The organism is Dysgonomonas termitidis, assembly GCF_042654545.1.
Classification (GTDB): domain Bacteria; phylum Bacteroidota; class Bacteroidia; order Bacteroidales; family Dysgonomonadaceae; genus Dysgonomonas; species Dysgonomonas termitidis.
Window position 1 is genome coordinate 30,634 of record NZ_JBHSGN010000062.1, and the last position, 14,665, is coordinate 45,298.

Annotated in this window: 6 protein-coding genes and 1 pseudogene; all 7 read left to right on the top strand. The window is 43.7% G+C overall.

Annotated features, from left to right (window positions below; genetic code table 11):
• The first annotated feature begins 10 nt into the window (after positions 1 to 10).
• The 7 genes and pseudogenes from ACFO6W_RS08350 (at position 11) to ACFO6W_RS08380 (ending at position 14,452) form a co-directional block, all read left to right on the top strand.
• Positions 11 to 1,984, top strand: coding sequence for a RagB/SusD family nutrient uptake outer membrane protein (locus ACFO6W_RS08350; RefSeq protein ID WP_379995237.1), 1,974 nt, complete (start codon positions 11 to 13; stop codon positions 1,982 to 1,984).
• An 11-nt stretch (positions 1,985 to 1,995) separates the two neighbouring features.
• Positions 1,996 to 4,356: a family 43 glycosylhydrolase gene (locus ACFO6W_RS08355; protein ID WP_379995239.1), complete on the top strand. Its 2,361-nt coding sequence runs from the start codon at positions 1,996 to 1,998 to the stop codon at positions 4,354 to 4,356.
• 10 nt (positions 4,357 to 4,366) lie between these two features.
• Positions 4,367 to 6,493 (top strand): hypothetical protein, encoded by a 2,127-nt coding sequence (locus ACFO6W_RS08360; protein WP_379995306.1) that lies wholly within the window; start codon positions 4,367 to 4,369, stop codon positions 6,491 to 6,493.
• 72 nt (positions 6,494 to 6,565) lie between these two features.
• On the top strand, positions 6,566 to 10,195 hold the full coding sequence (locus ACFO6W_RS08365) for a DUF4450 domain-containing protein (protein ID WP_379995241.1): 3,630 nt from the start codon (positions 6,566 to 6,568) through the stop codon (positions 10,193 to 10,195).
• Positions 10,196 to 10,282: 87 nt separating this feature from the next.
• Positions 10,283 to 11,362: pseudogene (locus ACFO6W_RS08370) on the top strand (glycoside hydrolase family 88/105 protein); the annotation flags it as partial.
• Between the two features lie 17 nt (positions 11,363 to 11,379).
• Positions 11,380 to 13,065, top strand: coding sequence for a glycoside hydrolase family 28 protein (locus ACFO6W_RS08375; protein ID WP_379995242.1), 1,686 nt, complete (start codon positions 11,380 to 11,382; stop codon positions 13,063 to 13,065).
• 70 nt (positions 13,066 to 13,135) lie between these two features.
• Positions 13,136 to 14,452 carry a rhamnogalacturonidase gene (locus tag ACFO6W_RS08380; RefSeq protein WP_379995244.1) on the top strand — a complete coding sequence of 439 codons (1,317 nt, stop codon included), beginning with the start codon at positions 13,136 to 13,138 and terminating at the stop codon, positions 14,450 to 14,452.
• Positions 14,453 to 14,665 lie beyond the last annotated feature (213 nt).

Consider the following 14,665-nt stretch of genomic DNA (forward strand, 5'->3'; position numbering starts at 1 on the left):
GATCATGAATATGAAAAAGATAATAAATATTTTAGGAATATCTATCCTGTTGCTGATGTTCAGTTCATGTGAGGACTGGTTGGACATGCCCTCCGAATCAAAAGCCGATAGCTCCAGTGTGTTTTCAACGGTGAGCAGAGCCGAAATGGCAGTAGTCGGAGCTTATCCATATATATTTACACAAGAATTGGGATACCAGTTATTGATGGGTACAGACGAATCAAGTTCGACGGAATCAAATTCCAAATACAATGTTTCGAATTATGATTATACGAATCTTACCGGGATGTTAAGTTCTACTTATACCACCATGTATCGCGCTATCGAATATTCCAATGTCTGTATTAAGAATATTCCTTTGATGAGTGCTGCCGAAGCTGAACAAACAAAGGTTAATTCACTGTTGGGTGAGGCTTATGCCGTTCGCGCGTATGCATACTGGAATATTGTGCGTTTTTATGGTGATGTTCCTTATACAGACATCCCTACTTCCGATTTGACGACTTTTTCATCTTCACGTGTCAGTCGCGATGAAATATGGGATCGTTGTATTGCTGATTTGCAGAAAGCCGTCGAATTACTCCCCTGGAAAAGTGAGGGGATGGTAAGTACAGGAGAACGTTTCACCAAGAATGCGGCGTATGGTATTTTAGCACGTGTAGCCCTGCATGCTGCCGGATATTCACTGCGCTGGGATTTGAATACCGTTCCTTATAATAAAAGCACTGTGAAAAATGCACAGCGTGAAGATGCAGCCCGCATCAGAGAACTATATCAGATAGCTGCCGACGCATGTGCAGCAGTCATTGCTAAAAATGAAAATAGCTTGTTAAGCAACTACGATCAGGTATTCCGTGACCTGGCTTTGAAACAATACAACAATGAAACGATCCTTGAATATGGCTGGTATGGCTCCGAAAGCCCGGATGTACGTACTGGTTATGTGAATGGGGTTGCTACCAGCGGAACAAGCGCTACATTCGGTAAAGGAGGTCCCCAGATGATAACTATGCCGACTCTTTACTTCGAATTTGATGAAGGAGATCAGCGCCGCGATGTATCGGTTTGCAACTATGGCATTCTGTCGGATGACAATTTGCAGATGAGTACATATATCGGGACTTGCCTGGGTAAATACCGTATCGACTGGAAAGCGGACCGGGGAACATCAGACAGTAAACGGGATATTAATTTCCCATTGTTACGCTATTCGGATGTATTGCTGATGTATGCAGAGGCTTTGAACGAATTGAATAATGGGCCTACGGAAGCTGCTGCAAACGCAATAAAAACAGTTCGTCTGCGTGCTTTTAATAAGGACGCTTCTAAGGTAGGTACTATTCCCTCAGAATATAACGGGTTCAAGGATGCCATTATCAAAGAGCGCAAACTGGAGCTTTCCAACGAATCGTTACGTAAGAGCGACCTTACACGCTGGGGTATATTATACGAATATTTAACAGCGGAAAGAGAGAAGCTGTACCAATTGGCAAAGCACGAAGGTCAATATGCAGATGTAGGTGTATACCGTGCATATAAGAAGGTGAAAGCTGTCGTTAAAAATCCGCTTATAGCTGTTCCTTATATTTCTATGGATGACACGGATATCAATTCTATGAACCTTACAGAAGGGGAAATTACGACTCTCAATACGATAAATGCCTCAGGCAAAGGCTATCTGGATAAAACTTTCTACGAAAATAGCGCCACAGGCAAAGTCTACTTTACCAAAAGCAGCGTGCCCACCGGAACAGACGTTACAGAAGTATCATATACTATATTAAATATGTTTGGTTGCCATTCGGTGAAACAGATGGGCGGGCTTTCCGTAGAGGACGTGCCGGGATTAGCTTCAGTTAATAAATGGATCGAGAATATGTTTTATGGCATGCAGAAGAATATGGTAGAAATCCTTCCATTCAATACTACGAATATAATTGATGTAAATCCCGGACTGATAGGTCAACAGCATCCAATGTATTAATCAGAAAGCCTATGCGTAATTTACTTCTTATACCGGTATGCATATTAGGATATATCTGTAATTTATCCTCGCAACCTCTTGCATTTCCTACTGCTGAAGGCTATGGTAAATACACTTCCGGCGGAAGGGGCGGACGTGTGATTACAGTTACCAACCTGAACGATTCGGGCACGGGAAGTCTGCGGGATGCCATAGAGCAGCAGGGAGCACGAATAATAGTTTTCGCGGTAGACGGGACTATCGACCTGCAATCGAAGCTGATTATTGAAACAGACAACATAACCATTGCCGGGCAAAGTGCACCTGGTGATGGAATCTGTCTCAAAGGTTACCCTCTCTATGTGAGGGCTAATAATGTGATTATCCGTTATATCCGCACCCGTATGGGGGACCTTCACGCGATAGAAGACGATGCGATGGGCGCTATGCGGGTAAAAGATTTGATTATAGACCATTGTTCCGTTTCGTGGTCGGTAGATGAGTGTCTTTCAGTTTACAGATCTGAAAATGTAACTGTACAATGGTGCATGGTTACACATAGTCTGGCTAAATCTGTCCATTCAAAAGGTGCGCATGGTTTCGGCGGAATATGGGGCGGCAGCAAAGCTACTTTCCACCATAACCTGTTGGCTCATCACAGCAGCCGGAATCCCCGTTTTGCGTCGGACGGATATTCTCCCGTAGATTTCCGGAACAATGTAGTTTATAATTGGGGATTTAAATCTGCTTATGGCGGAGGACAACACGGAAAAATAAATTTTGCGGCAAATTATTATAAGCCCGGCCCTGCAACTTCGGACAGCAAGAGGGCATGGTTTCTTGATCCGGCAGAAGATGGGACGGGCTCATATTACATTGCCGGAAATGTAATGGAAGGCAGCGATGAAGTTACTACCGATAACTGGAAAGGAGTGGGTACTGAAAAGAGGATAAAAGCCGGACAGCCGTTTCCTTATGAGCCGATTATGGAAGACATCCCTGAAATAGCTTACGAAAAGGTACTTGCCTACGCGGGTTGCAGCCACCGCAGAGATGAATATGATAAACGGGTGATTGAGGAAGTAAAGACAGGGACGGCCATAGGTGGGGAAACATATGGCGGAGGCAATAAAGGTATCATCGATTCGCAAAATGCAGTCGGTGGATGGCCCGGATTGAAACAAGGAAAATATTCCGCGGACAGTGACGGGGACGGAATACCCGATACATGGGAGACAGCACACGGATTGAACCCGAATGATCCTAAAGATGGAAATCTGTACAATCTCAATGAAGATTATACAAATATTGAAGTGTATCTCAATTCTTTAGTAAATTTAGACAACTATCATTATTCTGTGATAAGGAAAAATACAAATTTGAAAATAACGGGAAAATACCCTCAGGATAAGATTTCTGATTTTAGTAAAAAATTACAGCCGATTGGGCGTATTCTGGAATCGGAAGGATACTATGTATGGTGCTGTGCTCCGGTATTCGATAAAGAAGGAAAAGTCCATGTCTTTTATTCACGCTGGCCTGAAAAATATAAAATGGGAGGATGGATACATAAAAGTGAAATCGCACATGCTGTAGCAGATAAGCCGGAAGGGCCTTATACCTATGTGGAAACTGTATTGGTTCCCCGCCCGGGATATTTTGATGCGACGACCTGCCATAATCCGCATATACAATATGTGGACGGGACCTATTACCTTTTTTATATGGGTAACAGCGATGGAACGGTTTATACCAAACGTATCGGCATGGCAAAATCCGGGTCACTGGACGGGCCTTGGGAAAGATGCGAAAAACCGCTTCTGGAAGCAGGGAAGAGCGGTGAATGGGACGATTGCAATACGACCAATCCCGCATTCGTTTCACATCCCGACGGACAAGCATGGCTTTACTATAAGTCATGGAACAAAGAGGCTTACCAAAATGAAAAAGGAACTATCCGTGCCAACCGGAAATACGGTCTGGCTATAGCTGACAACATAGAAGGAAAATATAAGAGAATAAAGCAAAATCCGGTTGTCGATCTTTCAAAATACGGTGACAATAAACAGGTTGAAGATGCATATGTGTATATAGAGGATGGCAAATTTAAAATGCTGATGCGCGATATGGGATATTTCGATCATGAGGCAGGATTGATTTTCGAATCGGAAGACGGAATAAACTGGTCGGAGCCTCAGATAGCCTGGTTTGGCGCGGATGCCTATTTGCAGGAGCCGCCTGCTCCCAAACACCTCAAAAGATACGGACGGTTTGAGCGTCCGCAGTTATTAATGAAGAACGGAAAACCTGCATACCTTTTCAATGCTATGCAAGGAGGAAAATATGAAACAGCCTCCGGGTTTGTATTTAAAATATTATCTGATAATGAATAATACCTTTATGATGAAAAAATGGGCAGTTCTGCTTTTGACAGGCTTACTGGCTGGCTGCGGGAATAATGCTCCTGAAAAGATAGACCGTTACGCCCTGGTAGAGAGAAATAATCCGAAGGTGACGGAGTTCGAAGAATTATCTTCACTGTCCGTCGGCAACGGTAATTTTGCCTTTACGGCAGATGCTACCGGATTGCAGACATTTCCCGGGTTGTATTCTGCCGGAGTACCTTTGGGCACACAATCCCAGTGGGGGTGGCACAGTTATCCGGATACGGAAAATTTCAAACCCGAAGAGACCCTCAGAAATTACAACTTTAGAGGATGGGACGAGCCTTATGCCGTTCAGTTTAATGAAAAAGGCCGTCAACAGGATGCTGCGAATTATTTCCGTGTCAATCCTCACCGTCTGCATTTAGGTTATGTCGGGTTAGAGGTGACCGATGATAACGGCGAAAAGGTTAAGCCCGAAGAATTTAAGAATATTAACCAGACACTCGATCTGTGGAAAGGAATTATCTCCAGCCGGTACACAGTAAATTCCGATTCGGTATCTGTACAGACGGCAGTCCATCCTGACCGGGACCGTCTAGCTATAAACCTGAATTCACCTTTGATCGGAAAAGGAAAAATGCAAGTGAACTTCCGTTTTCCCTACCCTACCGGCAATCATTCAGACGATGCTACGGATTGGACTGTTCCGCAAAAACATAAAACGGAAATCATTTCCCGGGATGACCATTCTTTCGTCTTGAAAAGGACATTAGATACAACCGTATATTATATTTCGGTAAAATATGAAGGTAAAGCTGCTCTGTCGGAGAAAGAAGCGCATTATTTACTCCTGACACCTGAAAGTGATAAATTCTCATTCGTATGTGAGTTCACAGATAAAGCTCCCGCGAAACTGGATGACAATACAGATGAAACATTCGGGGCTTCATCACGGTATTGGACTGCATTCTGGGAAAAGGGGGGAGCCGTCGATTTTTCGAAATGTACAGACCCCCGGGCGAAGGAACTGGAGCGCAGGGTTATCCTGTCACAATATCTGATGGCAATACAATCTGCAGGAATGTATCCTCCGCAAGAGACAGGTTTGACTTATAACAGCTGGTTTGGAAAATTCCATCTCGAAATGCACTGGTGGCATGCCGTACATTTCGCATTGTGGAACAGAACCGATTTGCTGGAGCGTAGTATGGACTGGTATGCGCAGGTTTATCCCGTTGCTAAGCGGATAGCCGAAAGGCAGGGATTCAAAGGCGCGCGCTGGATGAAGATGACAGACCCTTCAGGTACGGAAGCGCCGTCGAAAGTAGGATCTTTCCTAATTTGGCAACAGCCTCACTTCATCTATATGGCGGAACTTATTTACAGGAATAACCCTTCGGAAGAGGTGGTTAAAAAGTATGGTTTCCTTGTTAATGAAACTGCTGAATTTATGGCGTCATTTGCCACCTACGACGAATTGGAAGGACGTTATATACTGAAAGGAATTATTCCGGCTCAGGAAACGTTGAGAGCTTCGGAAACGATCAATCCGCCTTTCGAACTCGCATATTGGCATTACGCCATGTCTGTGGCGCAACTGTGGAGAGAACGCGCAGGCGAAAAACGTAAACCGCAATGGGACGAACTGATTGATAAGCTTTCACCGTTGACGGCTTCAGATGGTTTATATTTAGCTTCCGAAGACGCTGTGGATACTTACAAAGATATCCGTTTTACGTCCGACCATCCGGCTGTATTGGGTGCATTGGGTATATTGCCTCAATGTAAGCTGGTACGCCCCGATTATATGAAGAACACATTGAACTGGATATGGGACAACTGGAACTGGGGTAAAACATGGGGATGGGATTATCCGATGACTGCCATGAGTGCGGCCCGTCTTGGCGATCCGGAAAAAGCGATTGGCGCCCTTCTGATGGAAAAGCGTACCAATACATATCTTCTTAACGGTCATAATTATCAGGATTCCCGTCTGCGGGTATATCTTCCGGGGAATGGGGGCTTACTTACCGCGGTGGCAATGATGTGCGCAGGCTGGGACGGAAATGGAACTGAAAACCCGGGATTCCCTAAAGATGGTACATGGAATGTCGTCTGGGAAGACCTGAAACCGATGCCTTAAATGAATGAAAAGTGAAAAATGAATAATTAAAAATGCAGGGGCAGAGTTTCTCTCTGCCCGTTTACTTACAACATGAGATATTTTGCGTTGATATACTTTCTGTTTGCAATTTCCTGTTTGCATGTTTCCGCTCAGCCGAAAGGCTATTGGCATGGAAAGGAACGGCAGTTACGCTATATGCCCGAAGACGGGGATTTCGTTATTGTGAATGGAAATAAGAAGTTTAACCGTGCCTTATATGGTACCAATACAGCCTTTCGCTTAGAAACAGGGGACCTGCCCGAATTCGGATTCTTTATGCCGGATATGGGAGGTAATATGCAATTAGGACTTATTAAAAACGGAAAAAGTATCTGGTTGAACGATGCGGAATATATCAAATCTGTTTACAGGGCGGGAAGCCGTATTTATGAAATAAAAGACCCGTTTATAGCTCATGGGGAAATTATTATTACAGCTTTGGCTATGGCCGGAACAGAAGGGATGATCCTGAAATTGGAAACTGTAAATTTACCTGCGGACGTGGAGTTGATATGCATGTATGGCGGGGCAAGCAACAAACGTTTCTCCCGGAACGGGGATTTAGGTGTTGATGATCCGGATGCCTTCGCTCTGAAGCCTGATGCTTGTGAGAATAACCGTTATACGATAAATCAGAATTCTTTTTCATTGGAATACGGACAAGGGACAAAAGGTGGGCCACTTAAAATAAAAGGAGTTTTTCCTGAAAAATCATTACTGAAAGAGGCTTCGCCTTATGCTGTAATGACTCCCCTTGGATTGTGGGATTCTTCTGTGCCCGGCAATAAGCCGGTACTCGTCTCTAAAACTATTTTGGATAAATCGGAAGTATATTACTTTTCTATAAAAAAAGAAGACAATAACAGTTTGAATTATACCCGGCTGAAAAATGAGTTCGATAAGGCTGAAACCAAACGTAAAGAAATAGCGGAAACGGTAAAAATCAATACTCCGGACCCTTATTTCAATACACTGGGAGGCGTATTGAGCATTGCCGCCGATGGTATTTGGGATGATGCCTCCAATACATGGCAACATGGCGCAGTCGGCTGGCGCATGCCGCTGAATGGTTGGCGGGCAGCGTATGCCGGGGATGTCATAGGCTGGCACGAACGTAGCCGTAAGCATTTCGACGGATATGCAAATTCGCAGATTACCAATATCGGGCCGGTTATCCCCCACCCTGCGCAAGACCGGAAATTAAATCTCGCCAGAGCCGAAAAAACATGGGGGACGCAGATGTATAGTAATGGCTATATCTGCCGCAACCCTGATAATACAAGCCAGATGCACCATTATGATATGAATCTGGTGTACATAGACGAACTGCTCTGGCATTTCAACTGGACCGGCGATATGGATTATGTCCGTAAAATGTGGCCTGTATTGAAGCGGCACTTAGCATGGGAAAAACGGAATTTCGATCCTGACGGCGACGGTTTATACGATGCTTATGCGGGAATATGGGCGAGTGATGCGCTACAATACAACAGCGGAGGTGTAACGCATTCTTCCGCATATAATTACCGTGCCAATAAAATGGCTGCCGGAATAGCTGAAAAGCTGGGAGAAAATCCCGAACCTTATAAAACTGAAGCCGGAAGAATACTGAACGCCATCGATAATCAATTATGGCTGCCGGACAAAGGGTGGTGGGCTGAATACAAAGACCTTATGGGCAACCGGATGATACACCCGGATGCAGCTGTATGGACGGTATATCATGCTATCGATTCTGATATTCACACGCCTTTTCAGGCCTATCAGGCAACACGTTATATAGATACGGAAATACCTCATATACCTGTATTGGCAAGCGGTTTAGAGGATGAAGGTTATCAGACGGTTTCTACTACGAATTGGCTTCCTTATTCATGGTCTGTAAATAATGTGGCCTTTGCCGAAGTTGCACATACCAGTCTGGCTTATTGGCAGGCGGGCAGAGCAGACGAAGCATACAAGCTGTTTAAAAGTTCCGTTTTGGATGGAATGTATCTGGGTAGCAGTCCGGGTAATATAGGGCAGGTCAGTTTTTACGACGCTGCGCGGGGAGAATGTTACCGTGATTTCGGCGATCCCATCGGAGTATATTCGAGAGTGCTTATTCAGGGACTTTTCGGGATATTACCCGATGCAATGAATAACCGGTTGGTTATCCGTCCCGGATTTCCCACACGATGGGATTATGCTTCCCTTTCTACTCCGGATGTCGTTTTTGATTATAAACGAAACAAACTGACAGACACCTATCTGATAAAAAACCGGTTTGGTAAGCAATTGCATATTGAACTGTTAATCAGGGCTAACCGGGAAAATATAACATCATTAACCGTAAACGGTAAAAAACAAGAATGGACGTTGGTTGAAAATATCGGCAATCCATTAATAAGAATAGACTGTACGGATGCCGAAGTGTTTGAGGTTGTTATCGAATGGTCGGGTAATACATTGAGTGATGCCGTCAGTCAGTATATGGGAGTAAAGGGTGAAAAATGGAATTTAAATTCTTCACGGGAGATAGTGAAAGTTTATGATCCCCAGCATGTTTTGCTAAATGTCAGGCAGAAAGAGAATAGCCTGTCCGGAATATTGAAAGGAGGAACAGGACACCGGACATTGTTTGTACAGGTAAAACAAGGCCGGATGTTGTGGTGGCAGCCCATCCATATCGAAATGCGAGAGCCGTTTTCCGTAGAATTTGACGCGGAAACGGACAAGTTGCAATTCAGGTTGAAGAACAATCAACAAACCCCGGCCAATATAAAATTATTTGTGAATAAGGATTCTGAAAATTATACCCGGTCTTTAACCTTAGGAAAAGGAGAAATATCGGCACTGATAACTATACCCGATGATAAAGTGAAGACCGGAACAAACTCCTTGCAGATAGAAAAAGAAGGGGAAGTTATTTACGATACGAATCTTATAAACTGGAATATCAGGAACAGCCAGCCTGTATATGAAACCATAGAGATAGATAAATACCTGAATGCTCCGGTTTCGCAGATATTCAGGAATGAATATCTGACACCCCGTTCTCCTTATACAACATTGCAGGTTCCGACGCAGGGTATGGGAGAATGGTGCCATCCTTTACTCACCGCCGCTATTGATGATGCAGGCCTGAGAAAATCCGTTGTAAACAACGAAGTCGCAACGCCTTTTGATATTTCTTTCCGGACAACAGGAGATACAAACGCGAACAATATAGCATTTACAACACTTTGGGATAATTACCCTGCCGAAGTAAGGATACCCCTTTCGGGTAAATCGTCACACGCCTATCTGATGATGGCGGGTAGTACCAATCATATGCAATGTCATGTGGTGAATGGCACGGCAACAGTTAAATATACCGATGGAAGCCAATTTGTTTTGCAGCTTGTTCCGCCTGAAACATGGGCTCCTATTGAGCAGGACTTCTATATGGACGGTCAGGCTTTCGGATCGAAACAACCCCGTCCGTACCGGGTAGCCTTTAAGACGGGTATAATCAGCCGGAATATGGAAAAGGATATGAAAATAGACTCCGGTGAAGTTTACGGAAGAAGTATTGATGGCGGAGCAGGAATAATTCTGGATTTACCGTTGGATAAAAGGAAAGAACTTCAGTCACTCGAACTGAAATGTATAGCCAACGAAGTGATTATAGGTTTGATGGGGATTACCCTTTTACGATAATAAGACAAGTTTATGAGAAAATTGGTATTAATTTTTATTTCGTTGTTTATTTTACAGTTGGCGCAAGCCCAGAAAACAGGAATCCTTTTTGCTGATTCCGAGATGAAGCGTTTTCCGCAGGCATGGCAGTTAGACCATGGGAAAAGATTGTATTTCGGATATTCGCAAGGGGTAGGCTGTACAGCCATGCTGAAAGTGTGGAAAAAGACCAACGATCGCAAATATCTCGATTATGTAGTTAATTGGGTAGATACTGTTATTAATGATAAAGGTGAAATCCATCTCTACAAAGTGGAATCCTATAATATAGACTATATAAATTCCGGTAAGGTTTTATTCGATGTTTACCAGCAAACCGGAGATGAAAAATACAAGCTGGCAATGGACAGGCTGGCTGCCCAGATGAAGATGCATCCACGTACACTGGAAGGCGCTTTCTGGCACAAACTGATTTACCAGCATCAGATATGGCTCGATGGTCTGTATATGGGATCGCCGTTTCTGGCACAATATGCAGTGACTTTCAATCAGCCCGATATAATAGAAGATGTAATCAGCCAGTTTCTTATTTGCGCCCGGCATACCTATGACGTTAAAACAGGCTTGTATTACCATGCCTGGGACGAAAGTAAAAAGCAACGCTGGGCCAATAAAGAAACCGGGCAATCTCCTAATTTCTGGGGGCGTGCTATGGGCTGGTGGTTTATGGCATTGGTCGATGTTTTAGATTTTGTTCCTGCAAATCATCCTCAAAGGGGAGAATTAATTAAAATGATAAACGGTCTGGCAGAAACATTACCCAAATATCAGGACAAGACAGGCCTTTGGTATCAGGTGTTGGATAAAGGGTATAAAAGCGGCAATTATCCTGAGGCATCGGTTTCGTCCATGTTTATGTATTCGTATGCCAAAGCTGTAAATAAAGGATATATCGATGATAAATACAGGGAGATAGCGGAAAAGGCTTATGACGGGCTGATGAATACATTGATAGTGAAGAACGCGGATGGCACATTGACCCTGACCAAATGCTGCGCCGTCTCCGGGTTGGGAGGGAATCCGTACCGTGACGGAAGTTTCGGATATTATGTAAGTGAGCGTATCCGCGATAACGACGCTAAAGCAACAGGTCCGTTTATTATGGGATGTCTTGAATTAGGAAAGTAACTAAATCTTAAAGAACCATGAAATACTATTATTTACCAGCCGTGCTGCTGGCTGTTATAAGTTGGGGTACGTCTTGTACGGATAGCCGGACGGAGAATAAATACGCATATCTCTACAAAGACTTGCCGTTCGAAATGGTCGCATTTTCTCCTCCCGTGTTTCCGGACAATGAAGTATCTATCAGAGATTACGGAGGAATAGGCGATGGTACCGGATTGAATACTGAGGCCTTTAAGAACGCGATTGAGGCACTTTCCCAAAAAGGGGGAGGCCGTCTGATTGTCCCTTCGGGAGTATGGTTTACAGGGCCTATTGTTCTGAAAAGCAATATCAATCTCCATTTGGAAGACCGTGCTATCGTGTTGTTCTCTCCCGACAAGGATTTATATCCGCTTGTAGAAACTTCGTTCGAAGGTTTGGATACCCGCAGATGCCAGTCGCCGGTTTCGGGAAAAGATCTGGAAAATGTAGCAATAACAGGAAGTGGGGCTATCGACGGGAACGGCCATTACTGGCGGCCGTTGAAAAAGCAGAAAGTTCCGGAAAGTCTCTGGAAAAAAGCGACTTCTAATGGCGGCGCATTTAAACGGGACGATTACTGGATGCCTTCGGCACAGTATCTGCACGGGGATACTATCAGCGACATGAATGTTCCCCGCCATTTGAAAACAGAAGAAGAATGGGCTTCGGTAAAGGATTTCCTGCGGCCAGTAATGATAAGTCTGCAAAATTGCAGAAATGTATATCTGCAAGGTATTATCTTCCAGAATTCCCCTGCATGGAATATACATCCGCTGCTGTGCGAAAATATAATTATAGACGGAGTACAGGTGCGCAACCCTTCCTATGCACAGAATGGGGACGGCCTGGATCTGGAATCGTGTAAAAATACCATTATAGTAAACTCCACATTCGATGTGGGAGATGACGGGATCTGCATCAAGTCGGGTAAAGATGAAGATGGACGCAGACGAAACCGTTCTTGCGAAAATGTGATAGTTGACAATTGTACTGTTTTCAAAGGTCACGGTGGATTTGTAGTAGGTAGTGAAATGTCGGGAGGAGTGCGGAATGTATCTGTGTCTAATTGCCAGTTTCTGGGTACAGATGTAGGGCTTCGTTTTAAAAGCAGCAGAGGACGGGGCGGAATTGTGGAGAATATTTATATTTCAAACATCAGCATGTTCGATATTGCGACAGAACCGCTTCTGTTCAATCTTTATTATGGAGGAAAATCTGCCGTAGAAACGCTCGAAGAAGGGATTACCCAGCCCCGGGAGGAAGTTTTCCCTCCTGTGGATGAAACCACGCCTACATTCAGGAATATTTATATAAAAGATGTGATTTGCAGTAAGGCACGCCGGGCTATGTATTTCTACGGATTACCCGAGCATCATATAGAAAATGTCAATATAGAGAATGTGACTGTTCATTCGCAGGTAGGCGCGGAGTTGATGGAGTCCGAGAATATCAGGTTGAAGAACGTAAATATTTATTCGGAGCAAGCACCTGCATTGTTACTTAGAAATGTGAAGAATGTGAGTGTGGAAGGCTTTAATACAGATGAGAGCTTAGAGACAATTTTTGAAATCACGGGAAGCAGGTCGCAAAATATAAACATCTCATCATCTTATGGAGCAGATAAATTAAAAACCGGAAAAGATACTCAACCGGATATTGTAAAACTGAATAAGCCGGATTAAGTTGCAGGTTCTTTGATTGCTTTGAAAAGCATAAAAAATAAATTAGTTGCGATAAAAAACGTATTATAGTATGAGAAAGATAATCTTAGCCTTATTCTTTTGTGCAGTTGTGAATTTGCAGTTTTCAGCAAAAGATGTATTTCCTGACGGGTCACCTGTTCCTGAATGGTTCAGACAGAATGAAGTTGCAGACATCAAAACATTAGGTATGACTTACCGGATTACAGATTATGGAGTAGTAAATGACAGTACCATAATACAGACAGGGGAAATTCAGTCTGTTATAGATAAAGCTTTTCAGGCAGGTGGCGGGGTAATCCTTATCCCGAAAGGAATATTCCTGAGCGGTTCCCTTTTCTTCAAACCCGGGACACATCTGTATTTAGAAGAAGATGCAGTATTGAAGGGAAGCGACGACATCAGCAATTTTCCTGTCCTGCTGACCAGAATAGAAGGGCAAAGCATAAAATATTTCGCGGCACTGGTCAATGCCGATCATGTGGATGGATTTACTATCACGGGAAAGGGAACTATCGATGGTAACGGATTGCGATATTGGAAGTCTTTCTGGCTGCGCAGGGAGGTCAATCCCAAATGTACAAATACAGAAGAGCTGCGTCCACGCCTTGTTTATATTTCGAACAGTAAAAACGTGCAGTTATCGGATGTCAGGCTGGTTAATTCTCCGTTCTGGACTACACACCTTTATAAATGCGAGAATGTCAAGTTGCTGAACCTGTATATTTATTCGCCGAAGGAGCCTGTAAAAGCGCCAAGTACGGATGGCGTAGATATAGATGTATGCACCAATGTGCATATCAAGAATTGTTATCTGTCGGTGAATGACGATGCGGTTGCCCTGAAAGGTGGAAAAGGGCCCAAAGCAGACAAAGACCCGGATAACGGGGCAAATCGTAATATAATAATAGAAGATTGTACTTACGGATTTTGCCATGCCGTTTTAACACTCGGCAGCGAGTCCATTCACAATCGCAATATCGTTCTACGCCGCTGTAATATAAATAGCGCCAAACGCCTTCTGTGGTTGAAGATGCGTCCCGATACTCCTCAGAAATATGAATACGTTTCAGTTGAAGATATCACGGGTAACGCGGATAGCTTCTTATACATAAGGCCCTGGATACAGTTTTTTGACCTGAAGGGAGAAAAAGAAATTCCCTTTTCATATTCGTATCATGTAACCATGCGTAATATTACTCTGGAGTGCGCCTCGTTCTTCGATGTACAGAAATCGGACCGCTACGGTTTGTCGGACTTTACTTTTGAAAATCTGGATATCCGGGCTGAAAAAGCGCTTGACATTCATACTGATTTTATAACCGGTCTCACTTTGAAAAATGTAAAAGTGAATGGTAAAGAGCAATGAGATAAACATGGAAGAGTATCAAAAGATCGTAATGTGAATGAAGAATAGAAAACTTTATCTATGTTATTAGCCGATAGCTCTTTGAAAGGATGAACGAGCGCCCAAGGGGGACTTACAGAGAGGAAAAAAGAACAGATAAAAAATAGTGGAAAAAGTGTAACTTTTGTAACTTTTTTGATATAGTTACGAGTTACTTCGCCCTTCGGGCAGTTA

Coding starts and splice junctions, on each gene's coding strand:
- ACFO6W_RS08350 (WP_379995237.1), top strand. CDS start 11: ATGAAAAAGATAATAAATATTTTAGGAATATCTATCCTGTTGCTGATG.
- ACFO6W_RS08355 (WP_379995239.1), top strand. CDS start 1,996: ATGCGTAATTTACTTCTTATACCGGTATGCATATTAGGATATATCTGT.
- ACFO6W_RS08360 (WP_379995306.1), top strand. CDS start 4,367: ATGAAAAAATGGGCAGTTCTGCTTTTGACAGGCTTACTGGCTGGCTGC.
- ACFO6W_RS08365 (WP_379995241.1), top strand. CDS start 6,566: ATGAGATATTTTGCGTTGATATACTTTCTGTTTGCAATTTCCTGTTTG.
- ACFO6W_RS08375 (WP_379995242.1), top strand. CDS start 11,380: ATGAAATACTATTATTTACCAGCCGTGCTGCTGGCTGTTATAAGTTGG.
- ACFO6W_RS08380 (WP_379995244.1), top strand. CDS start 13,136: ATGAGAAAGATAATCTTAGCCTTATTCTTTTGTGCAGTTGTGAATTTG.